Raw genomic sequence first — 22,831 nt, forward strand, 5'->3', positions numbered from 1 at the left:
CACCCATAGTTCATCTCATGCCAAACCTATTCCCTGATATCACTTCACTACTGAACAGGTACTAAGTTTGTAATAGTTGTTTACAAACACTCTCTTAGCTCTCGTCGATCTTCCCAGATTGTTGAAGATGCTGCAAAGAATGCAAAAATATTGGCTTTCGCAAAGGTTATGGGTTGATCGATTGACTCACCCACCTAGACAGACGATGCTAACAGGTTGAGTGCTATGGTTAAAACCCGTGCTTAGTTATTTATCAACTGCCCAACAAGGCTGTGCGGCGGCGCTCCTGAGTCCACTGCATCTTAAATCTGTAAAATTCAGCGCATGATCTGGTTATTCGTACTAGGACTGATTACCTACTTTATCGTGCAGAGAGTGACCGGGATCACTCGCACTCCGGTTTGGGCATTATGGCTGGTTGCTATGATGCCTGCGTTTTCGATCACTGCTTGGGCACTGGCGTTTGGGACTCAGCGACGAATGCCGCTAGAGCTAGTTATTTTGCTGTTTGTGGGCTGTTTAGCGCTTTATCTTTACCTGATCCAAAAGGGGCGAATTGCTCCGACTTCGGCGATCGACTCCACTACCCCTCAAGTGCCATCTTCGACTCCTGAAAAGTCTGGTCAATCGACTTCGCGCCCGATCAACAAGGCAGAGGAGACGAGTTTACAAGGTTGTTTTCCGTGGTCAGTCTATTATTTGCAGAATATTGACTATCGTCCACAAGCCGTAATTTGCCGAGGACAGCTACGCACCACGCCAGAAGTGGCTTATAAAACGATTCAAGAAAACGTTGAGGGAAAGTTTGGCGATCGCTTCTATGTCGTGTTTCAAGAAGGAGTAGACAAAAAACCGTTCTTTGCGCTGGTGCCTAACTCTCAAGCCAGCATAGAGGCGAGACAAGATAGACGACTGACCCGTCCGGGCATTGCGCTGGGGCTAGCAGCAATGACGTTGCTGACCACTTTGCTAGCAGGGCTTGAGATTGCGAAAAAACAGGTCACGTTAGACCCTTCAGTATTGGTGCAGGGATTGCCCTATGCACTGGCGATTGTGGGATTTTTTGCTGTGCGATCGCTGGGCTGTTATTGGACGACTCGCCGCTATCATATCGCTGCAACGCTGCCCTACTTTATTCCAGTGATTCCCTTGCCTCTGCTGCCCTTGGGAACGGTGGGATCATTTATTCAGATTCGATCGCCGATTCCTCATCGCAAGGCGCTGTTTGATGTAGGCGTAGTTGGCGCACTAGCAGGATTCGCGATCGCGATCCCTCTCTTATATTGGGGCTTAGATCATTCGTCTGTAGTCGCTCTCCCGCCAAAGCCAGGAGCTGGGTTACTCAGCTTTGAGGCACTGAATCCCAAATATTCTCTAGTGCTGGCAGGGTTAGGAAAGTTGGCGCTGGGAAACCAGCTAGTAGCGGCGAAAGCAATCAATCTCCATCCGATCGCGGTCGCGGGCTGGATTGGAGTGCTGTTTAGCGCATTTAATCTGATGCCCGTCGGACAGTTAGATGGCGGACGGATGGTTCACGCCATGTTTGGGCAGCGCACGGGGGCGGCGATCGGGCAAGTTTCTCGACTGTTGCTGCTGATTCTCTCGTTTGCTCAACAACATCTGCTGCTGTGGGCAATCTTGCTGCTGCTGCTTCCCGCTACAGATGAGCCTGCGCTTAACGATATCACTGAGTTAGATAATTCTCGCGATGTGGTCGGGCTTTTGGCTCTAGCTCTGGTGCTGCTGGTCATTTTACCTGCGCCCAAAGTTGTGTTGGCGTGGTTGAGCCTTTAGATGATGAATACTCAAGTCACCTCGATTCAGGCGCTTCATCAGAATCTTCTTTCACTGCTGGTGTATCGGGAGGTTTTAGGAGATCGGGTCGGGCAAGCCTTTTTAGAGTTGTTGCAGTCGCTGATCCGGGCAGACAGTGCGATCGCGCTACAGGCTTATGGGTCGTGGTTTTCGGCATTGGCTGAACGCGGTCAGGGATGGCGAGACTATTTGCTCGATCGACTTTTAACCGCAGAGAATTCTTTTTCACAACAGAAATCTGACGATTTACCGTCTGCTTTGATCGACGCTGTGAAACGAGACTTACAAATCTTGCAGAGTCTCTACAAGTGTCGAAGTGAGCAGGTTTGTGAATGGGTTAGTCAACAGACTTCTGCTGAAAATTTGACGGCATGGTCAGATGAGTTGCTCCAAGAAAAAACTGCTGCGCCGCTCAAAGCTAAGCTGAAAACGATGCAGGATTGGGCAGACGCGGTAGACGAATTATCTGTTTACTATCGTGAATTTGGGACGGGAATCTTCGCGAAGTATCAAGCGTTTCGGTGGCAACGTGGGCAACTGGCGGCGATCGCGCACCCCGATTTGCAGCAGGCATCGGATCTGATTGGCTATGAGACTCAGCGCGAGATGCTGCTCAAAAACACAGAGTTCTTGCTGTCGGGGAAGTCGGCTTTGCACATCTTGCTCTACGGCAGCCGGGGATCGGGGAAATCTTCGCTCGTCAAGTCGCTGCTGCGGCAGTATGGCGATCGTCAGTTGCGTCTAATCGAAGTCGGCAAATCTGAACTCAAAGACTTGCCCGCGATCGTCGAGCCGTTGCGAAATCTACCTCAAAAATTCATCATTTTTGTAGACGACCTCTCGTTTGAAGAAGATGACGATGCCTATAAAGCGCTGAAAGTTGTATTGGAAGGCAATCTCACCGCGCGTCCTCAAAATGTTGTCGTGTATGCGACCTCAAACCGACGGCATTTAGTGCGCGAGTTTTTTGACGATCGTCCTCGCCCCAAAGATGCTGACGAAGTTCACCACTGGGACACAGTGCAGGAAAAATTATCGTTCAGCGATCGCTTCGGCTTAACGCTCACCTTTGAACCTGCGGATCAGGCGACTTACCTAAAAATGATTCATCACCTCGCACAGCAAGCGGGGATCACATTAGAGTCAGAAGATTTAGACTATCGCGCGTTGCAGTGGGCGACCCGACACAACGGACGATCGGGCAGAACTGCCCGACAGTTTATCGATTTTCTCACTGCCGATTTAGCTCTATTTGAGCCATTTCATTCATGACCCAAATCTATCAGCGAACGGTGCGCTTTGAAGATACTGATGCGGCTGGCGTTGTTTATTTTGCCAATGTCTTAAAGATCTGCCACGAAGCCTATGAAGAAATTTTAATCACAGCAGGATTTGATCTCAAATCATTTTTTCGAGATTCTGATGTTGCAGTTCCCATTATTCATGCCGATGTTGATTTTTTTCGACCGTTGCACTGTGGCGATCGCTTATCGGTACAAATCAGTCCCCATCCCATTAACGACAGCGAGTTTGAAATTATTTATGAGATTAGTTTAGTGGGGTTCGATCGTCCTGCTAGTCGAGCGCTGACTCGTCATGTGTGCATTGATCCAGTAGGTCGATCGCGAAAAGAGTTGCCTCCTAAATTACGGCAGTGGGTACAACACTGACTCGGTTGTGCAGGAACGCGATCGGAAATGTCTCTACACAACATCTGTTTAGATTTTTGCCTACTCATAGAATAACCTGGCACGTTTTTCTTTCATCTGCTAAACTATGCGTAGTCATAACGACTTCATTCTAGGGGTTGTTCCACGTCTCATCTCTCTTGACATAGGCAAGGTTGCTTTAACTTCTGCAAACTAAGGGGTGAAGCACTCTCGTCACAAACGTTTTTTATTCACAGACAGGAACAGTAACCATGGTTAAGATTGCTGCAATTGGAGGGAGCTTACGATCGGGTTCCTCTACTTATTTAGCTCTTCAGCAAGCCGTCGATCGTCTCACGGCTTTGGGTGCCGAGGTCACACTGCTTGATTTGCGAACAATGAATCTGCCATTTTGCGATGGCGGAGATGACTATGCGGGATATCCCGATGTCAAGCGGCTGCAAGATGTTGTTAAAGAAGCAGACGCGATCGTGTTAGTCAGTCCCGAATATCACGGCAGCGTTAGTGGAGTGTTGAAAAACGCTCTTGACTTGATGGGCTTTGAAGAAATGGCAGGCAAAATCACTGGGCTAATCAGCGTCTTAGGCGGACAGGCAAACAGCAACGCCCTAAATGATTTGCGCGTCATTATGCGGTGGGTCAATGCGTGGGTGATTCCTGAACAAATCGGCATCGCGCAGGCGTGGAAAGCCTTTGGTGACGATGGCAAACTGCTAGATGAAAAACTTGCTGAACGGTTCGATCGCTTCGCTCAAAGCCTCGTGGACAACACGCGCAAGATTCGTGGCGTAAATTAGAAATAAACTCAGGAGTTTTTAAGATGACATCAGCGATCGTGACTTCCCAAAATCCAATCGATAGCCCTCAAGAGTGGGACTTGTCTGACCTCTATCAAGGATTTGATGATCCTAAATTAGAGCAAGATTTAGAGAGTCTGCAACAAGAAGCCGCAGACTTTCGCAGCCAGTTTCGCGGCAAGGTGACGGGGCTAATGCCAGAGCAGTTGGCGACGTGTCTTAAGACTTTGGAAGCGATCGCTGAAAAATCGGGCGTTCTCTACGCGTTTCCGTCGCTGATCTTTTCTGCTGACACTCGCAGCGCTGAGGCAAAACAGTTTTTAGACAAAGTGATGGAAGCCCTAACGGGAGTCGAGAATCAGCTTTTATTCTTTGACTTAGAGTTGCAAACTTTAGAAGCTGGGCAGTTTGACGCATTCCAAAATTCAGCCCCGTTAGCACCCTATCGCCACTATTTGAGCCAAATCGCCAAATATCGTCCGCACACGCTGTCAGAAGACGTTGAGCAGACTCGCAACCAAGATAGTTTGACCGGAAGGCAGGCATTTATTCAACTGAGATCGGTGCATCTCGGCGAACAGCAGTATGAATCGGTCACGACTCCAGACGGCAAAACTGCCACCACAGAAGCTGATTTAGGGGCGCTGCTTTTTCATCCAGATGCCGAAACTCGCTATGCCGCCTATCAGTCGGTTCGCAAGGTGATGAATCAGCACAACTCGCTCTATGGTTTCATTTTGAATACCGTCGCACAAGATCACAAGATCGAAAATCAGATGCGACGCTATGACTCGACGCTGCACAAGCAACTGATCGCCGATGAAGTCTCGGAGCCAGTGTTTCGCGCCATTATGGAAGGAACTCGCAGCCGCTTTGACTTATTCCAGCGCTATTATCGACTCAAGGGAGCAGCGATCGGGCAAAAAATTCGCACCTGTGACGTGTATGCGCCGTGGACAACAGGTGACGAGCAAATCGCGCCCATTCCTTATAAAGCGGGAGTCGAGACACTGATCGCTGCGTTAGAGCAGTTTGATGTCAACTACGCCCGTCGCGCCGAAGAATTCTTTTTGAACAACTGGGTCGATGCCAAAGTCCGGCAGGGCAAGCGGGGCGGAGCCTTTTGCGCCTACACTTACGGCAGACACAGCTATTTATTGCTCTCTTACACCGACGATTACAATTCGCTGTTTACACTCGCACACGAGATGGGTCACGGGCTGCACTTTGCCTGGATCGACGATCGTCAAACCTATTTCAACAGCAATCCGCCGATGGTGTTGGCAGAAATCGCGTCCACATTCAACGAGTTGCTGTTGCTAGATTATTTGCTCAAACAGGCAAAAGACGACAAAGCGCTGACCAAATCTCTGATTACTCGCCAATTAGAAGATCAGTTAAATCTGCTGTTTAGACAAAGCACGATTAGCCGATTGGAGTTAGCGGTGCACGATCGGGCGACTCAGGGCAGTTTTAATCACGAGTTTGTCAATGAAGAGTGGACAAAACTCTATCAAGAACTCTGTGGCGATGCAGTGGAAGTCTTGCCAGAGCATCAATATGATTGGGCGCGGATTGGTCACATTTACTTCAAGCCGTTTTATTGCTATCAATACACTGCGTCGAATATCGTCAGTTTGGCATGTTACAAAAAATATCTTGAAGTCGGCAAAGAGTTCATTCCTGGCTATCTGGAGCTATTAGCGGCTGGCGGTAGTTTGGATCAAGTAGCAGCCCTGCGTCAATTTGTGGGGGTTGACCTCGAAGATCCTGAGACAATTCGCGGAGCGCTGACTTATGTTGAAACGCTGTTAGATCAGCTTCAGTCAACTCTTTAACGAACAATATCCACTTCTACGCTCGCCTTGAGTAGGGAAATCCGATCTTAGCGATCGGCAAACCCTACTGATTACAATGAAGGCGATTGGGTCATCCTCGTCCAAAATAGGGCTGAGGTCTTTTGAGTAACCAGGACTAGACTATGACAACGATTTTGGAACAGGGGAATATCAGTATTCATACTGAGAATATTTTTCCGATTATCAAGAAGTGGCTCTACTCCGACCACGAGATTTTCTTGAGAGAGCTGGTGTCTAACGCGGTCGATGCCATTCAAAAACTCAAGATGGTGTCAACCTCGGATGAGTTTTTGGGCGAGCTGGGCGAACCGGAGATTGTGATCACGATCGACTCCGAAAACAAAACCCTGGCAGTCTCCGATAACGGCATCGGCATGACCGCCGACGAGGTGAAGAAATATATCAACCAAGTCGCCTTCTCTAGCGCCGAAGAGTTCGTCGAGAAATATAAAGCCGTTGGCGATCAGCAGATCATTGGGCACTTCGGATTGGGTTTCTACTCATCGTTCATGGTGGCGAAAGTTGTCACGATCGACACGCTATCCTACAAAGCCGACTCGCAGGCGGTCAACTGGTCTTGTGATGGCTCGACTGAGTTTAAGTTGTCAGAAGGCGATTGTCCCACTCGCGGCACGACCGTTACCCTGGCACTGCAAGACGAAGAACACGAGTATGCAGAACCCTATCGAATTCGGCAACTGATCAAAACCTACTGTGACTTTCTGCCCGTCTCGATCAAGTTAGAGGTGATCGAGCCACTCAAAGAAGGGGAAGAACCCAAAGCGATCGAGCAGATCAACCGCCAAAAAGCCCCCTGGAAAGAGTCGCCCAAAAATCTCACGACTGAAGACTATTTAGAGTTTTATCGCTACCTCTATCCGTTTCAAGAAGAGCCGCTGCTGTGGGTGCATCTCAACACCGACTTTCCGTTCATCGTCAACGGCATTCTTTACTTCCCGAAGCTCAAGCCCGATGTTGATGTGTCTAAAGGACAGATCAAACTGTTTTGCAATCAGGTGTTTGTCAGCGAAAACTGTGAGGAAGTGATTCCCAAGTTTCTGCTGCCGCTGCGAGGGGTTGTCGATAGCGCCGACATTCCGCTCAACGTGTCGCGGAGCTTTTTGCAGAACGATCGCACCGTGCGCCGCATCGCAGACTACATTGCCAAGAAAGTTGGCGATCGCTTAAAGGAACTGTATCGCGACGATCGAGAGCAATATATCCGATCGTGGCAAGACTTAGGCACCTTTGTTAAATTTGGCTCAATTAACGATGACAAATTCAAAAAGCAAGTCGAAGATATTCTGATCTATCGCACTACAGCGAATCTGGTCGATGACGCTCCTAAAATAGAAGTGCAAACGCCAGATGGAGATGCTTGGCAAGATACTTCTAACGCAGTCAACAACACTGTAGACGGCAGATCGTACACGACGCTCAAAGAATATCTAGAACGCAACAAAGAACGCCACGAGAATCGCGTTTTTTACTGCACCGATGAGGTCACTCAGGCAACCTATGTGCAGCTTCACACCAGTCAGGGCTTAGAAGTTCTGTTTATGGACTCGTTCATCGACAGTCACTTTGTCAGCTTCCTAGAGCGAGAATATTCGCAGGTGCAGTTTGCACGAGTGGATGCCGAACTAGATGACACGCTAATCGACAAAGAGCAGTCTGAAATTGTCGACCCTAAAACCAATCAGACTCGCAGCGAACAAGTCAAAGAACTGTTCAAGAAAGCGCTCAACAAGCCGAAGCTAATCATTCGCACTGAGGCACTTAAAGGAGACGACCCCGCCAGCACGCCCCCCGCGATGGTTCTTTTACCTGAGCAACTGCGCCGGATGCAGGAAATGAATGCGCTGATGCAGCAGCAAAATATTCAGTTCCCTGAAGAACACATTTTGTTAGTCAATACGACTCATCCGATGATTCAAAACTTGATTAACCTGAGTCAAGGCGCGATCGTCACCGAGGGTCAATCTCCGTCAGCAGAACTCGCCAACATGATTTGTCATCATGTTTATGATCTGGCGTTGATGGCACAAAAAGGGTTTGATGCCGATGGCATGAAAGCATTTGTAGAGCGATCGAACCAGGTGCTAACTAAACTCACCGATCGGGCAACTCACTAATCTCTGATCCATAGTCCGTAGTGATGTCATTGTCATTACGGACTTGTAGAAAATCAATTACTTCAACGTTAGTGCCCGACTCCATTCAGGAATCGCGGCAATTTTTTTACCCCTATCCCTCAACTAAAACGGAATATCATCCAGTTCAGGCTGGTCGATCGGGGCAGGTGCCGCTGGAGCTTTAGCCGTCGTGGTCTTTGCTCGTGGAGTTGCCGCAGGTTTCGCAGATTGAGTGGCCGCAGGTTGAGCCGCTGGCTGAGACACCGCTCCCGTAGGCGCACTCGCCGTTGTGCGAATATCGCCCCCATCCAAGGTGTAGATCTTCTGCACCGTCATTTCTGCGGTCTTTTCTTTAAAGCCTTCGGGACGCTCGATCGTGTTCATCGTTAAGCGACCGTCGATGATCACCCGATCGCCCACATGATAGTTTGCCTGAATGTCTTGCGCGATGTTGCCCCATCCCACGACCTTCAGCGTCACCGGAGGCTCTTCGGGGCGCAACCCGGCAAATTGGACGCGCATCTCAGCGATCGGCGTTTGATTATCGGGCGTAAAGCGGAGTTGAGGATCTTGAATGACCTCTGCCATCAGGATGCAGTTATTCATGGGTGTCGTCCTTTGTCTCTCGGTGGTTGCTGTAATTGAGCGAGTCCTGCAAGCGAAGTTGTCTGTCCTCACCGTCGCTTCTCAATTTTAACCGTTGGCTGATCAACCCTGCACTTTTAACCATGACTGAGGAGATTACCCAGGTGGGTACTGCCTGAGCGATCGCTGGCTGGTTAGCTTAGGTGCAGTGAATTCTACTACAGAAGAGTAAATCACTAAAGCATTTGGTTTCTCAATTGAAGCCAATTTCAGGGCGCAATGCTTCGATTCTCACTCACCCCGATCTTCCAATGATCAATCCCAAAACTTGCCTACAAGCTCTGCTCACTAAGGCATTTGGACATTACAGAACTGACTCAGAACTTAATACTCAACTAGGAGACTTAACGATGCCAAATATCGTAATCGAATGGAACTGCGTTTATCTCAATGCCATTCGCAACAAGGAAAAAGACTCACCTGGCGGGATCGCTAGAAAAGGCGCAATGGTGCACGGCGCGATTTATGATGCTGTCAACTCGATCGTCAAGACTCATCAACCCTACCTAATTAGCATTCCGGCTGCGGACGGAGCTTCGATCGACGCTGCTGCCGCCCAAGCCGCTTATCAAGTTCTCACCCGCGTTTACCCCGAACAGACAGACAGCTTTGATTTGAGCCTGCAAGACTCGCTCGATCGCATCTCGGCGGCTGACAGTGTTCAAAACGTCGAAAGCGGACGAGTTATCGGCACTGCCGCCGCCTATGCCATGATTGCTCACCGCACCAATGATGGAGCCGAAAACACCGATCCTTACACTCCAGGCACCAACGCCGGAGACTGGCGACCCACCGGATCGGGGAACGCCGTCACTCCTAACTGGGACAAAGTGCGTCCGTTTGCGATGCAGACAGGCAATCAATTCCGTCCCTCACGACCTGCAGGCTATGCCACCAAGCGCGACCTGTTGAGTAGCCCTGAATATGCCGCACAGTTCAACGAAGTGAAGCGGCTAGGGTCAGCCACGTCGAGCAGCCGCACCGCCGAAGAAACCGAGATTGCTTTTTTCTGGGCAAACGATTTGGATGGAACCTATAAACCACCGGGTCAGCTATTCCGATTCACACAAATTGTTGCCGAACAGCGCAGCCTCTCGATCGTCGAAACTGCCCGTCTGTTTGCGCTGGTTGGGTTGGCTCTCGGAGATGCCGGGATCGTCGCCTGGGATGCAAAATACTCTACCGATCTGGATCTGTGGCGACCCGAAACCGCCGTTCACCTAGCTGATATGGATGGAAATCCTGCCACCGATCAAGATGCTGCGTGGGAACCGCTCTCGGTCGATCGCAACGGCAAGCACTTTAGCCCCGCATTTCCTGCTTACGTTTCGGGTCACGCGACCTTTGGCGCAACCCACGCAGGCATTCTGCGGAATTTCTTTGGAACCGATAACGTCACGTTTAAGCTCGATACCGAAGACCCCAGTGCTGTCAACGTGAAGCGAGCCTTTAATAGCTTCTCGTCGGCTGCGTTAGAGAATGGCAGAAGCCGGGTTTATCTCGGTGTGAATTATCAGTGGGACGCAGATGCTAGCTACATTTCTGGCACTCAGCTTGCCGATTATGTATCTGCCAACTATCTGCAAGCGCTGTAGAGATGAACGCGATCGGGGCGTATAAAACGTCCCGATGCACTATTCTCAGTACACACTTTCTATTTTGATTTCTTCGACTCCCTGTTCTTGATAGACAAACTCCTGCACTCGCAGCCGATATTCCCGCAGTGTTTCATCGACCCAGCCCCGATCGTGACTATTAGCGTAAATATGCACCAATGGCTCTCCAGCATCGGGCAAAATCAACACCCAGCTATCGCGCTGATGATTAAAGATTTTCACCCCGTCGATCAGCTCTAAGGTCTCTACAGGATGGCTTTCGACTAAGTGACGCATCAAAGCTCCCTTAACCGTCCAGGGGCAGCGCACGGAGTAGGTTTTGTGAGAAATTCGAGGACAGTCTGCCCGAATCTGCGCCAGCGTTCTCTCTTGCAAAGTTAGCATCTCGATCAGTTTGGCAATGCAAAACATCGCATCAAATCCAGGATGCAGTTGCGGAAAAATAAAGCCCATCTCGCCACTGCCGCCCAACACGGTGCTGTGATTGGTGTGACAGGCTTCCATTAACGCCGTTGGGTTTGCTTTGGTGCGAATGACTTTGCCATCGTGACGACGAGCAATCAACTCAACCGCGCTAGAAGCCTGAACCGGAACCACGATCGTCCCTCTAGGGTTTGAGGTCAAAATCATGTCTACCATCAACGCCGTCAGCATCTCGCCTCGAATCGGGCTACCCGTTTCATCGACGAGAACAAGCTGTTCCCCGTTGGCAGAAACCTGCACTCCAAAGGTCGCTTTCAGCGCTTCGACCACATGACCGAGTTGATTGAGCAAGCCTTCTCGATCGGCGATCGTTGGAGCCGTTTGAGTCAAACTGGCATTTAGCACGACCGCATCGCAGCCAAACTTTGCCAGCAGTTGAGGCAAGACTGCCCCCGAAACCGCATAGGCGTAATCAATCACCACTTTAGAGCTACTGTGATGAACGGCGTGTAGGTTCAGGTGTTTCTCAAATCCGCGACTGTAGATATCAATCGCGTGATTGACGATCACCACATTGCCAATCTCTTGAATTTGTGCCCGCCTAAAATCTTCTTTAAAGAAGGCTCCCTCAATTTTCTTCTCGACTCCTTTGGAGATATTGATGCCTTTGTGGTCAAAAAATTCAATCAGAATGTGATCTGATCGCTCCGGGTGAACGCGCACATGAATGCCCCCTACGACGTTCATCGTCGGCACCACCGATCGAGCGACTGGAATCGAAGTGGCTTCTAAATTCTGGACATTTATCCCGACTGACATTAGTCCAGCAATCAGCGATCGCGACACCATGCGGGCGATCGGGCGCTGATCGCGCGACACCGTGACGTGAGAACCCGATTTCAGCGTCGAACCATAAGCCGCCCCCAACTTAACGGCAAACTCTGGAATAATATCGACATTCGCAAGTCCTGACACGCCGCGCTGCCCAAAGAGATTGCGGTGAGCGGCATATCCCCAAATCAGATTGGTGTTAAGCGTCGCTCCTGCCTCGACGCTTTTGCTAGGCCACACCCGCACATTGGGGCTGACTTTCGCCTCTTCACCAATACTCGACAGCGGACCCACCACCGCCCCTTCTAACACCTGTGCCCGACGATCGACTCTCGACCCTCGCGCAATCACACACGCCCGGAGATGCACTTCGTCGCCAATCATCACGCCATTCCAGACAATCGGACGTTTGAGATCGGCATCGGTGCCGATCGTGACGTTATCTCCGATCGCGGTTCCGCCCTCAATTTGCACTCTGGCACCAATGCGGCAATTATTGCCAATGATCGCAGGAGCCTCAATGTGAGCAGATGGATCGATATAGGTGTTTTCGCCCACCCAAAGCCCCGGCGATCGCTCGGCGTAAGGAAACGTTAGCTTCACTTTTCGCAGCAGCCCATCATATTGAGCTTCCCGGTAAGCGTCTAGATGCCCCACGTCACACCAATAGCCATCCGCAACATATCCATACATCGGCTCATCTTTCTCTAGCAATAGAGGAAAGAGATCTTTAGAAAAGTCGGCTTCTTCGCCAAACGGCAGATACTCCAGCACTTCTGGCTCCAGAATATAGATGCCCGTGTTGACCGTATCTGAGAAGATTTCGCTCATCGAAGGCTTTTCTAGAAAGCGGCGAATTCGATAATTTTCATCCGTGATTACTACGCCAAACTCGATCGGGTTCGGCACTCGCGTCAAAATCAGGGTCGCCTTAGACTGTTTGCGCTTGTGAAACTGAATCGCCGCCGTCAGATCAAAATCAGTAATGCTGTCTCCACTAATCACCAAAAAGGTGCCGTCTAGCAATTCAACAATATTTTTGACACAACCCGCCGTGCCGAGCGGCTGATCTTCCTCCACGGCATAAGTCATCTGCACCCCAAACTCACTGCCATCCTGAAAATAGTCCCGCATGACATCCGGCAAATAGTGCAGCGTAGCAATCACTTCTCGAATGTGGTGACGCTTGAGTAAATTGATAATGTGCTCGGCGATCGGACGATTGAGAATCGGCACCATCGGTTTAGGCAGATCGCAGGTAAGGGGGCGCAGTCGCGTTCCCGATCCGCCTGCCATTAGCACTGCTCGCATACGGTCTCCTTGCTGGTTTGCGCGTAATGGTGTGACTCGACGACGCTCGATCGTGGAAGTTAAGTCAATGGTGGGTGTTTACTTTATTGGACAGTGCTATCGATTTTTGTGCCATCAAACCTAACAATTGTTAGCAAATCGTTTTGATCTCAAGATTTTGGGTCGTCAAGACTGCAATCTTCAAGAAATATTGTGGACGATCGCCTAATCTCAGCGTTTTAGAGACACACTGACTCCTAGTAGTTGATCAGGGCTTGCTAGAATCGCTAGTAGTTCTATTCTCTTTGTTTTTATCGTCGATTGGGGGATCATGAGATGGGAATACTTGGCTTTTTAGCATTTGTTGCTTACGTCGGTGGAGTTTGGAAATTTTGGACGGGCTTTCGTCGCACCAATTTCAGTCAAGGACGGCTTCATCTCGCGTTGCTGTGGCCCGTCTTGCTATTTAGTAAGTCCTACCGCCAAAATTTCACCAAAGCACTGAAGGGATAAGCGTCTTGAATGAATCCCTAGATTGGCAATCTCAGATTAATGCCGTCGCCCAGCGGTTTAACCAAGAATATCGAGGAGAGCCATTTGACCTCCCGGAAGAAGTGCAGGAGATGCCGATCTTTCGGGAGCGTGCCTCTGGCATTTTGCAAGCCAAACTGACCTCTCCGTTTTGGCAACTTGCCCAACCGCAAAAAAATCAGCGCTGTCTAGATATCGGCTGTGGAGTCAGCTTTCTGATCTATCCCTGGCGAGACTGGGAGGCGCTCTTTTATGGGCAAGAAATCAGCACCGTAGCGCGAGATTTACTGAATGCCCGTGCTCCACAGCTCAACTCGAAATTGTTTAAAGGCGTAAATTTAGGTGCGGCTCACGAGTTGCACCATGAGGCTAACCAGTTTGATCTGGCGATCGCCACGGGCTTTAGCTGTTATTACACGATCGATTACTGGCTGACCGTTCTCTCTGAGGTCAAGCGAGTCCTTAAACCAGGAGGAATCTTTGTCTTTGATGTGCTACCTGAATCGCCGTTAGCCGAAAATTGGGCGATTTTAGAAACCTATATGGGAGCAGAAGTCTTACTAAACCCCTTATCCGACTGGGAAAAAGCTATCAAATCCGAAGGAGCGAAAATCGTCAAGACGCTACCTGGCGAATTGTTTCAGCTATATAAGGTGACATTTTAATTTCTGCCAAAAAATAGGGGACGTTCCGGTTAGAAACGCCCCCACTCATTAGAATTCAATCAGCCTACTTTACAGAATTCACCAAACTCTGCTGCAAAGGCTTGACTTGATTGGACGGTGCAAACGCCGTTTGCTCAAGAACCGCAAGTGCCCGCGCATATTGAGGATCTTGCTGGGTGCCGATCAGTTTGGGATTGGTTGCCAAAAACTTCCGTTGAGCATCGGTCAGATCGATCTTGATGTCTGGCGTAATGCCTTTGTGACTAATATCAGTCCCAGCAGGCGTGTAGTAGTGAGCGATCGTCACTGCCAGCCCCGACCCATCCGACAGCGAGTGAACCGACTGCACCAATGCTTTGCCAAAGGTCTGACTGCCGATCACAGTGGCGCGCTTGTTGTCTTTCAGCGCTCCGGTCAAGATTTCGCTTGAGCTTGCTGAATTGCCATCAACCAGCACAGCTAAAGGCAGCTTGGTCAGAGCGTTGTTGTTTGCCACAAACTCTTCTTTGCCGCCCTTGCGATCGACCGTGCGAACGATCGCGCCTTTGTCGATCAACATGCGGCTAATCTCAATGCTGGATTGCAGCAACCCACCTGGATTGCCCCGCAGATCTAGCACGTAGGCGTTGACCTTTTGAGCGGCTAGGTCTTGAATTGCCCGCTGCATCTGTTCAGACGCGTGGCTGCTGAATTCATTTAGACGAATGTAGCCGACCCGATTCTTGCCTTCTTGTCTGAGGCTGTAGCGAACGGTTTGAAGCTCAATTCTGGCTCGTGTCAGAGGCAGATCGAACTCGCTGGTGCCGTCTCGTCCAATTCTCAGCGACACTTTTGAGCCAACCTCGCCGCGAATCTGGTTAGAGGCATCTTCAACGCTCATGCCTTTGGTTAGTTTGCCGTTGATCGCCGTGATGCGATCGCCCGCTTTGACACCCGCCCTAATCGCGGGAGAATTTTCAAGTGGCTCAACGACGGTTAAAACTTTTGTTTTCTCGTCGAGTTCTAACCGGATGCCGACTCCAGAAAGCTCACCAGAGGTTTGACTGCTGAGAGCCTCATATTGTTTGGGGTCCATGAAGCGAGTGTAGGGATCATCTAGCTTCTTGAGGGCATCGCGCAGAGCGTCATATGCCTGCGTCCGCGAGGTATAACTCTTAGCCAACAAGCCTTGACGAACGGCTCTCCAGTCGGTTCGGTTGAAGGTGCCATCTACATATTCACGGTTGACGATTTGCCATGCTTCATCAACGACTGTTTTGGGGCTGTCTTGCAGAGCCGCCTTTACAGCGCGATCGGAACCAAATAACGTGAGGGTAGCCGTAGCAGCCACTACGCCACTGCAAAGGGCAACTTGGAGAAGCGGGAAGCGCCTGGTAGGTCGATTCATCGAGTTGTTTTAGGAGTAAAGTGGATAGCTGTCGCAGCGAGGCTGCATCCGTAGGCAGGCTTTGTAGAGATCCATTCACGGCTCCCAAAGCGATTGCCAATATCGTAGCGTTTTCTCTTTTAAATAGACTGGACAGAGCGCGTCGATCGTGAAGTCATCTCCAAAATCAAGCACGGAGCTAATTTAGCTTTAGAGTACACACGCCCTCACTGAGAGCCGCACTGAATCTATGACAGTTTACGAAGTGTCTCTTTGAGGGTGCGGTGGTAATGCACTGACAGGTGTTTGAATTTTTAGATGGCAGCTCTATGTCAATCTAACTGAATTTGATGGAATATTCTAGAGGTGAGTGAAGAGTTTTATTAATTTCCTTGAAACTCAATTCATCGCTTGTTTTGGATGAAACATCGCCTCAAAGAGAGTTCAATTTAAGAGGTCGTTTACGATGGCAGTCAGTATCAATCAACACCGTTGGCGATCGTGGGTGCTGCATTTTGCGATCGCGGGGTCGGCGATCGCAGGCATCATCGCGATGCAGCGCCTTCAACTCAACAAACGTTCGCTCTGGATTGAAAACCCCCAGCAAGCCGAACAGCAAGAAACCCTACGGTTGGATCTGTTGCAGAAAACGCCCACCTTTGGCTTCGACAATATGATCGCCAACTGGGCATTTCTCAACTTCTTGCAATATTACGGAGATGATGAAGCGCGGAAGCAGACAGGCTATTCGTTAAGTCCTCAATATTTTGATTTAATTACGCAGCACGATCCTCGATTTGTCGATAGTTATTTGTTTCTGTCAGGCACGTTATCCTATCAGCTAGGTGAGCCAACCCGATCGCTTGAATATCTCAAGCGAGGAACGGATGCGCTCTCGCCGCAAAACCACCCTAGAGCCTTTACAGTATGGCGGTATGCCGCTCTCGATCAACTGCTGCTGCTAGGAGACACTCCAAGCGCAATCCATTCGTTAGAGATGGCATCAAAATGGGCAAATGAAGTGCCAGACTATCGGGAAGCTGGCTCTATTTTTCAGGAAACAGCTAACTTTTTGAAGACCGATCCTGATAGTCGTCTCGTGCGATTTCAGGCGTGGGGATCGGTTTATCAACAGGCAGAAGCGATGAACGATCGTCAGACTCAAACTCGTGCCAAGCAAGAGATTTTAAACCTGGGCGGTGTAGAAAAAGTAGATGCTCAGGGAAGACATTTCTTTGCTTTTTCTCAACCTAAAAAACCGCCGTTAACTCCATCAATTCCGTCAAAATAGGCGGAAAAAGGCGAATCAAAAAATTCTGCGATCGCTGATCGACAACCTAAATTCTTTTAACTTAAAAGCTGCTGAATCATTCGGTTTGACTGAGATTCATAGCTGCCGCCAAACAAGTTGAAGTGATTGAGAATGTGATAGAGGTTGTAGAGAGTTTTACGGTGTTTGTAGCCGGGTTCTAACGGAGAAATCTGGTTATAACCTCGGTAGAATTCAGCCGGAAATCCGCCAAATAATTCTGTCATAGCTAAGTCAACTTCACGATCGCCCCAATAGATTGCCGGATCAAAGATCACAGGTTCGCCCGATCGGGTCGCGGCAGCGTTGCCAGACCACAAATCACCGTGGACGAGGGAAGGCTGAGGGTGATGGTTTTTCAGCAATTCAGGAATGGCAGCGAGTAAGCGATCGCTCTGGGGAAAGTGCCCGCCTTTTTGTCTCGCAAGCTGAATCTGATAGCCAATTCGATGGTGGGTAAAAAAGTCACTCCAGTCCGATGTCCACGAGTTGATTTGAGGAGTCGCTCCGATCGTATTGTCTCGCTCCCAGCCAAAAGCCGTCACTTTTTTGACTTGGTGAAGTCTCGCCAGTTGTCTCCCCATTTCTTCCCAGGTCTGACTCGTTCCTCGCTCTAGGTCTAGCCACTCCAACACGAGATACGCAGAGCCTTCTACAGTTCCCCAACAGATTGGATTTGGCACCAAAATCGTCCCGGTCTCATTCATCTGCTGAAGTCCTAGCGCTTCGGCTGCAAACATGGCAACTTGGCTGGCTTGATTGAGCTTGACAAAATAAGTCTGTGTGCCGTCGGTGACTTGATAGCCTTGATTGATGCAACCTCCGCTAACAGAGCGACGATCGAGACTCTCAAACCTCTGCCCTGTTGATTGAGTGATATGTTCAGCAATCTGTGTCCACATGTTGACTCTATCTATCTGCGTTGAGCCAAGCGTCTAAATCGTTGATTTCTCTAAAATCCAGTAATGCAATCGCTATCGCCTCAAGATGTTCACGATCGAGCGTCGAGATGCGATCGCGCTTCTGTTGAGAAAGCAATCCGATTCTTTGCTCCAACTGACGAAGGATCAGCGATCGCTGCCCCTGTTCAAGCCCCTGTTCAAGCCCCTGAGCTTCAGCCCTCTGCTGAGTTGCTTGCTCCCACTCTAAGAATGCTTCTGATAATGCCATGATTGCCTCCCGTCCACTAAAGTCCTCAATTCCACCTAAGTCAATTCTAACTTTCCAACTTGCTAGAAGTCTTAAGATGCCGTTGCGTCGTGGATGTGAAGACGGTAGTGATAACACTTCCCGAATGGCGCGTTCTTGAGTCGCATCGCGTCCCAAGATTCTGAGCCATAGAGTCTCCTCAGTTTCGGGGAGTTGATCAATGGCAACGATCGCCGTCTTGAAAATGTCTGGGATGAAATAGACTCCTGGCATCCAGTCAAATTTGATGACTCCACCCGACTCTTCTAGCAGTGGCTTGGAGGTCGTGGCAGCCAGAATCCAGAGTTGAGGCAGTGCAGTTTCAGATAAGGTATCTTGCTGTGCCTTGCGCCGTTCATCTTCTTGAATCCAAATCAGCTTCATCACAGCAACTCTGACTTCGGTTCGGGTGGGAAGATTGCGATAAGGTTCGAGCAGGCAAGGCGTTTGCACGATTCGTCCTAACAGTCCCAAGTCTTCTGTTTGAATGACTTCTGGATTGGGCACAAACCAAACATCGACGAATTTCGCCTCACCTGGAATTTCGTATTGTCGCTGCACGGTGCCGATCGGGGCGAGAAATTCTTCTAGATATTGTTTAGAAAGTTGGTCGAAAGAATTTTGAGCCATGCAATTGAAATCTGTATCACATTATTTTAAGTCTGAAGTTGACTGAGTTGATTCAAAGAATGGCAATCATTAGCGATCGAGGAAAATAAAGTGGATGTCTCAGGAGTTGACTGAGTACTTGAGCATTATCCCTCCCAACAGCAGCAAGCGTGTTACTGATTGTTAGCCTGCAAAGTAGTTTTGGGTATTGTTAATGGAAGTTTCCTTGACAGCCTAAAGCGAGTATTTATGACAAAAGTAAACCGTCGAGCGGGACAAAACATTCGTGAACTGGCGATTAAGAGAAGACTAAAAGCGATCGCTTCTTTTGTCTCAGCCGGGTGCGTCTTCTTCTTCCCACTCTTTTTAGTCAACGAAGTTGAGAAGGCTTTGAAGCCGCTATCCTCTCTAAATCCCTCTCATCCGCAATCCTCGTTAAATTTGCCACCCACTTTCTATGCAATAGTTGTGATCCTTCCTTTGGGATTGGTAGCAAATGGTGTTTTCTAGTGGAAACGAGCCAATAATGCCGCTCAAGGGGCTAAGGGAGAGGAAGACACGGCTCAGGAAATAGGTCATCTAGAGCAAGAGGGCTGGCAAGTTGAGTATGGTATGCGTTTAGGTAATCGATTGGGAGACGCTGACATTATTTGTATCTCTCCTCAAAATAAAGCTTATGTGATTGATGTTAAATCCCATAGAGGTGAAATAACAACCGATGGAAACCAGTTATGTAAGCGTATGGGAAAGACAACTTACCCGTTTAAAAAGAACTTCTTTGATCAAGCGATGAAACAAGCGTTACAAGTGAAAAAACAAAAGGACTTGAACTTTGTGACTCCGATCGTGGCTTTTTCTAATGCCAGAGTTTTAGTGCCGACTGGCAAGTCAAGTAAAGTATATGTAGTTGAGAAATCAAGGTTGGTATTGCTTCTAAAATCTCTCGGTTAGAAGTCATGTGTCAGTCAAAGTTTGTTAATTCATTCCATGCAGGGCTAACGGTTGCTAGAGTTTCTCTAACAAAGCTTTATTCTCCCGGTTTGATAGTCACGATTCCATAAGCTGAGGTTGGGAGATAGGTTTGAGCCGCCGCTTGCAACTCAGCAGTCGTCAGAGATTGAATGTGAGTTGGGTAGTTAAAGGCTGGCTCTAAACTACCGATTTGCGATTGATAATAACCGTATAGACCCGACCGATCGCTAGGAGTCTCGTTTCTAAAAATAAAGTGATTGGCGACTTGAGTTCGCACCCGTGACAGTTCAAAATCGGTGACAAATTCAGCCTGTAGTTTTTGAATATGTTGAACGATCGCCGCCTCTACAACCTCTAGATTTTCGACAGGCAAATGAGCCGACACGCAAAACAACCCTTGATGGCGATAGGTCATGTTGCTGGCAGAAATGCTAGTCACTAGCCCACGTCCTTCGCGCAAATCTTGCACGAGTCGGGCGGTGCGTCCATGTCCTAAAACATTTGCCAACACATCTAATGCGTAAGTTTTCGATAGGTCATCAAGTCCCGGTACGCGCCAGAGCATGGTTAATCGCGCTTGTTGAAGACTCGTATCGACATACTCCTGACGCACAATTTCATTAAACGGCTTCTCAGATGTATGTTGGCTTCTAGTCGGCTCTTGACCTCTAGTTTTTGACTCCAAGTGATTGAAACTATCTTTAACGACGCTGATTAACGTCTCAACTGGAAGGTTTCCAATCGCCACTGCTGTCATCGAAGAGGGCTGATACCACTGGTGATGAAAGTCTCGCATCTGTTGAGCCGCCAGGTTTTCGATCACGGTGGCAGGTCCGAGCACTTGTCTGCGATAAGGGAGTTTATCAAACGCCAAATCGGTCATGCGCTGATAGTTGCGGCGACGGGGATTGTCTTCCGATCGCCGAATCTCTTCCAACACCACAGATCGCTCTCGATCGAACCCATCGTCAGGAATGCTGGCATTCAGCACGACATCCATTTGCAGCGGTGCCAAGTCTGCAAAATCTTTGGGAGCCGTGGTGATGTAATAGTGCGTGTAATCTTGGCTAGTCGCTGCGTTGGTGACTGCACCGCGTTCTTCAATCTGTTTTTCAAAGTCACCGCTTTTGAGTCGAGCCGTTCCTTTAAACACCATGTGTTCTAGAAAGTGCGCCATGCCGTTAATCTCGTCTGACTCGATCGCAGACCCGACATTCAGCCACACGTTTAGATTGACCGCCTCGATCGGAATCTGCTCGGCAATAATGGTCAACCCATTGGGTAAGCGGTAAATCGTCGGAGCGTTGAGTTTGGCGATCGAAGAAGACTTGACGAGAATTGAGGTCATGGTTTGCCCAGTGTTGGCGACTGCTTCATTCATCTTAATGGTCGCGAACTCTTAAGGGGAAAATTTCTACCAAAGAACAGGCGGACGCTAGAATATGAGGATAAGCATTAAGAAACGTAACGTCATGCCTAGACAGGTTGCTGATGAAAAGTCTTCTCGCGTAGTCGTGATTGGGGCAGGAATCGGAGGCTTAACGGCGGCAGCTTTATTAGCCCATCGCGGCTATCAGGTGTTGGTCTTAGATCAGGCGTTAGTGCCTGGTGGATGTGCTTCGACTTTTAAGCGACAGGGCTTTACCTTTGACGTGGGTGCGACTCAGGTTGCAGGGTTAGAACCGGGCGGCATCCATCACCGCATTTTCTCTGAACTAGAAATCGATCTGCCCGACGCGACTCCTTGTGATCCCGCCTGTGCGGTTTATTTGCCAGGAGAAACTGAACCGATTAGCGTTTGGCGCGACCCTCAAAAATGGCAAGCCGAACGAGAGCGACAGTTTCCGGGAAGTGCTCCGTTTTGGCAGCTTCTCGCAGATTTATTTAAGTACAGTTGGGCGTTTCAGATGCGCGACCCAGTTTTGCCGCCTCGAAGCGTCTGGGATTTGTGGCAGCTCACAAAAGCTGTTCGTCCCGACACGTTGATGACGCTGCCTCACACCTTCTCGACGGTCGGAGATGCGCTGCGAGGCTACGGTTTGGGCAACAATCAGCGCTTACGAACCTTCTTAGATTTGCAGCTTAAACTCTATTCGCAAGTCACCGCTGAAGAAACCGCTTTGCTCTATGCCGCAACCGCTTTAGGCGTTTCGCAAGAGCCACACGGATTGTTTCACCTTCAGGGCAGTATGCAGGTGTTGAGCGATCGGCTCGTCTCTGCCTTAGAGCGCGATCGCGGCAAGCTCTTAATGCGCCACACGGTCGAAAAGATTCACCTCGCAGCGGGGAAACCTACAGGGGTAACGATTCGCAACCAAAAGACAGACGAGAGTTGGATTGAGCCGACCGATCGAGTCGTTGCCAATGTCACCGTCCAAAATCTGATGCAACTCTTAGACGAAGATGCACCGAAAAACTATCAGCGACGCGTCGATAAGCTGCCTCTGTCTTCTGGGGCGTTTGTCGTTTATTTAGGCGTTGATCAATCGGCGATTCCTGCCAACTGTCCGCCGCATCTGCAATTTTTGTATGACTATGATGGGGCGATCGGGGAAAACAATTCTCTGTTTGTCTCGGTCAGCCATCCGGGAGACGGTCGCGCTCCAAAGGGCAAAGCCACGATTATTGCGTCATCGTTCACCGATTCTGCGATGTGGTGGCAATGTGACGATTACGAAGCGCTAAAGCAGAAATATACCGAGGAAGCGATCGCTCGTTTAGGGCAATTTTTCACTCTGAATAACGAGACGCTGATTTATCAGGAAGCGGCAACACCTCGCACGTTTCAACACTTTACGGCGCGCGATCAGGGAGCAGTCGGCGGCATTGGTCAGCGAGTGCCGACGTTTGGTCCGTTTGGGTTTGCCAATCGCACTCCAATTCAAGATTTGTGGCTTGTGGGTGACTCGACTCATCCTGGTGAAGGAACGGCGGGAGTCAGTTATTCGGCGCTAACAGTGGTGAGACAGATTGAACAGTTTGAAGTCTCTCGATCGGCGTTTTTAAAGCGATTTTGATCTGAATCAATCAGATGAAGCACAGATTTTACCCTCACCCTAGCCCTCTCCCAAAAGGAGAGGGGACAAGAGTTCTGGCTCCCTTCTCCCCAG

General features: G+C 49.4%; 18 protein-coding genes and 1 pseudogene. 13 read left to right on the forward strand and 6 right to left on the reverse strand.

All coding sequences use genetic code 11. The features are described 5' to 3' along the window. The first annotated feature begins 324 nt into the window (after positions 1–324). The 6 genes from A8707_RS17690 (at position 325) to htpG (ending at position 8,276) form a co-directional block, all read left to right on the forward strand. Entirely contained in the window at positions 325–1,794 is a 1,470-nt protein-coding gene (locus tag A8707_RS17690; RefSeq protein WP_068818531.1) for a site-2 protease family protein, read from the forward strand. Next, positions 1,795–3,087 (forward strand): ATP-binding protein, encoded by a 1,293-nt coding sequence (locus A8707_RS17695; protein ID WP_068818532.1) that lies wholly within the window; start codon positions 1,795–1,797, stop codon positions 3,085–3,087. Beyond that, positions 3,084–3,485 (forward strand): acyl-CoA thioesterase, encoded by a 402-nt coding sequence (locus A8707_RS17700; RefSeq protein WP_068818533.1) that lies wholly within the window; start codon positions 3,084–3,086, stop codon positions 3,483–3,485. Before A8707_RS17695 ends, A8707_RS17700 begins: the two co-directional genes overlap by 4 nt. A gap of 251 nt (positions 3,486–3,736) precedes the next feature. Continuing rightward, positions 3,737–4,282: an NADPH-dependent FMN reductase gene (locus A8707_RS17705; protein WP_068818534.1), complete on the forward strand. Its 546-nt coding sequence runs from the start codon at positions 3,737–3,739 to the stop codon at positions 4,280–4,282. Between the two features lie 23 nt (positions 4,283–4,305). Then, positions 4,306–6,120 (forward strand): M3 family oligoendopeptidase, encoded by a 1,815-nt coding sequence (locus A8707_RS17710; RefSeq protein ID WP_068818535.1) that lies wholly within the window; start codon positions 4,306–4,308, stop codon positions 6,118–6,120. Between the two features lie 143 nt (positions 6,121–6,263). After that, the gene (htpG, locus tag A8707_RS17715; protein ID WP_197484850.1) at positions 6,264–8,276 is read left to right on the forward strand and encodes a molecular chaperone HtpG; all 2,013 of its coding nucleotides are present in this window, start codon (positions 6,264–6,266) and stop codon (positions 8,274–8,276) included. 123 nt (positions 8,277–8,399) lie between these two features. Here htpG and A8707_RS17720 read toward each other — a convergent pair whose 3' ends face one another. Then, on the reverse strand, positions 8,400–8,882 hold the full coding sequence (locus A8707_RS17720) for a single-stranded DNA-binding protein (RefSeq protein WP_068818536.1): 483 nt from the start codon (positions 8,880–8,882) through the stop codon (positions 8,400–8,402). 389 nt (positions 8,883–9,271) lie between these two features. Between A8707_RS17720 and A8707_RS17725 the strand changes: the two genes are divergently transcribed. Beyond that, the gene (locus A8707_RS17725) at positions 9,272–10,516 is read left to right on the forward strand and encodes a vanadium-dependent haloperoxidase (RefSeq protein ID WP_068818571.1); all 1,245 of its coding nucleotides are present in this window, start codon (positions 9,272–9,274) and stop codon (positions 10,514–10,516) included. A 45-nt stretch (positions 10,517–10,561) separates the two neighbouring features. Here the strand turns inward: A8707_RS17725 and A8707_RS17730 are convergent, their stop codons facing one another. Next, the gene (locus tag A8707_RS17730; protein ID WP_068818537.1) at positions 10,562–13,102 is read right to left on the reverse strand and encodes a mannose-1-phosphate guanyltransferase; all 2,541 of its coding nucleotides are present in this window, start codon (positions 13,100–13,102) and stop codon (positions 10,562–10,564) included. Between the two features lie 315 nt (positions 13,103–13,417). On the opposite strand from A8707_RS17730, the gene A8707_RS29175 reads away from it, so the two are divergent. After that, the gene (locus A8707_RS29175) at positions 13,418–13,594 is read left to right on the forward strand and encodes a hypothetical protein (RefSeq protein ID WP_197484852.1); all 177 of its coding nucleotides are present in this window, start codon (positions 13,418–13,420) and stop codon (positions 13,592–13,594) included. Between the two features lie 5 nt (positions 13,595–13,599). After that, positions 13,600–14,277, forward strand: a complete 678-nt coding sequence (locus A8707_RS17735; RefSeq protein WP_231948129.1) for a class I SAM-dependent methyltransferase — start codon at positions 13,600–13,602, stop codon at positions 14,275–14,277. 64 nt (positions 14,278–14,341) lie between these two features. On the opposite strand, the gene ctpB is transcribed toward A8707_RS17735, so the two are convergent. After that, on the reverse strand, positions 14,342–15,664 hold the full coding sequence (gene ctpB / locus A8707_RS17740) for a carboxyl-terminal processing protease CtpB (protein ID WP_068818539.1): 1,323 nt from the start codon (positions 15,662–15,664) through the stop codon (positions 14,342–14,344). A gap of 445 nt (positions 15,665–16,109) precedes the next feature. On the opposite strand from ctpB, the gene A8707_RS17745 reads away from it, so the two are divergent. Further along, complete coding sequence (locus tag A8707_RS17745; protein ID WP_068818540.1) at positions 16,110–16,934, forward strand: hypothetical protein; 825 nt, start codon at positions 16,110–16,112, stop codon at positions 16,932–16,934. Between the two features lie 56 nt (positions 16,935–16,990). Here A8707_RS17745 and A8707_RS17750 read toward each other — a convergent pair whose 3' ends face one another. Together A8707_RS17750 and A8707_RS29805 are read right to left on the reverse strand one after the other, a co-directional pair. Then, the gene (locus A8707_RS17750; RefSeq protein ID WP_068818541.1) at positions 16,991–17,854 is read right to left on the reverse strand and encodes a fructosamine kinase family protein; all 864 of its coding nucleotides are present in this window, start codon (positions 17,852–17,854) and stop codon (positions 16,991–16,993) included. Between the two features lie 7 nt (positions 17,855–17,861). Further along, positions 17,862–18,770: a DUF4351 domain-containing protein gene (locus A8707_RS29805; protein WP_068818542.1), complete on the reverse strand. Its 909-nt coding sequence runs from the start codon at positions 18,768–18,770 to the stop codon at positions 17,862–17,864. A 180-nt stretch (positions 18,771–18,950) separates the two neighbouring features. On the opposite strand from A8707_RS29805, the gene A8707_RS29185 reads away from it, so the two are divergent. Further along, positions 18,951–19,259, forward strand: a complete 309-nt coding sequence (locus tag A8707_RS29185; RefSeq protein WP_197484854.1) for a hypothetical protein — start codon at positions 18,951–18,953, stop codon at positions 19,257–19,259. Between the two features lie 39 nt (positions 19,260–19,298). Next, positions 19,299–19,700, forward strand: a pseudogene (locus A8707_RS29190) (nuclease-related domain-containing protein); the annotation flags it as partial. Between the two features lie 76 nt (positions 19,701–19,776). On the opposite strand, the gene A8707_RS17765 reads toward A8707_RS29190, so the two are convergent. Then, entirely contained in the window at positions 19,777–21,102 is a 1,326-nt protein-coding gene (locus A8707_RS17765; RefSeq protein ID WP_331711728.1) for a M16 family metallopeptidase, read from the reverse strand. Between the two features lie 91 nt (positions 21,103–21,193). Between A8707_RS17765 and crtD the strand changes: the two genes are divergently transcribed. Then, positions 21,194–22,738, forward strand: coding sequence for a C-3',4' desaturase CrtD (crtD, locus tag A8707_RS17770; protein WP_068818543.1), 1,545 nt, complete (start codon positions 21,194–21,196; stop codon positions 22,736–22,738). The last annotated feature ends 93 nt before the right edge of the window (positions 22,739–22,831 follow it).

This window comes from Phormidesmis priestleyi BC1401 (assembly GCF_001650195.1).
Classification (GTDB): Bacteria; Cyanobacteriota; Cyanobacteriia; order Leptolyngbyales; family Leptolyngbyaceae; genus Phormidesmis_A; species Phormidesmis_A priestleyi_B.

Bases quoted from the DNA above. Each gene is read 5' to 3' on its own strand.
- crtD (WP_068818543.1), top strand. From the start codon at position 21,194: ATGCCTAGACAGGTTGCTGATGAAAAGTCTTCTCGCGTAGTCGTGATT.
- A8707_RS17695 (WP_068818532.1), top strand. From the start codon at position 1,795: ATGATGAATACTCAAGTCACCTCGATTCAGGCGCTTCATCAGAATCTT.
- A8707_RS29805 (WP_068818542.1), bottom strand. From the start codon at position 18,770: ATGGCTCAAAATTCTTTCGACCAACTTTCTAAACAATATCTAGAAGAA.
- A8707_RS17750 (WP_068818541.1), bottom strand. From the start codon at position 17,854: ATGTGGACACAGATTGCTGAACATATCACTCAATCAACAGGGCAGAGG.
- A8707_RS17710 (WP_068818535.1), top strand. From the start codon at position 4,306: ATGACATCAGCGATCGTGACTTCCCAAAATCCAATCGATAGCCCTCAA.
- A8707_RS29175 (WP_197484852.1), top strand. From the start codon at position 13,418: ATGGGAATACTTGGCTTTTTAGCATTTGTTGCTTACGTCGGTGGAGTT.
- ctpB (WP_068818539.1), bottom strand. From the start codon at position 15,664: ATGAATCGACCTACCAGGCGCTTCCCGCTTCTCCAAGTTGCCCTTTGC.
- A8707_RS17720 (WP_068818536.1), bottom strand. From the start codon at position 8,882: ATGAATAACTGCATCCTGATGGCAGAGGTCATTCAAGATCCTCAACTC.
- A8707_RS17705 (WP_068818534.1), top strand. From the start codon at position 3,737: ATGGTTAAGATTGCTGCAATTGGAGGGAGCTTACGATCGGGTTCCTCT.
- A8707_RS17690 (WP_068818531.1), top strand. From the start codon at position 325: ATGATCTGGTTATTCGTACTAGGACTGATTACCTACTTTATCGTGCAG.
- htpG (WP_197484850.1), top strand. From the start codon at position 6,264: ATGACAACGATTTTGGAACAGGGGAATATCAGTATTCATACTGAGAAT.
- A8707_RS17700 (WP_068818533.1), top strand. From the start codon at position 3,084: ATGACCCAAATCTATCAGCGAACGGTGCGCTTTGAAGATACTGATGCG.
- A8707_RS17745 (WP_068818540.1), top strand. From the start codon at position 16,110: ATGGCAGTCAGTATCAATCAACACCGTTGGCGATCGTGGGTGCTGCAT.
- A8707_RS17730 (WP_068818537.1), bottom strand. From the start codon at position 13,102: ATGCGAGCAGTGCTAATGGCAGGCGGATCGGGAACGCGACTGCGCCCC.
- A8707_RS17765 (WP_331711728.1), bottom strand. From the start codon at position 21,102: ATGAATGAAGCAGTCGCCAACACTGGGCAAACCATGACCTCAATTCTC.
- A8707_RS17725 (WP_068818571.1), top strand. From the start codon at position 9,272: ATGCCAAATATCGTAATCGAATGGAACTGCGTTTATCTCAATGCCATT.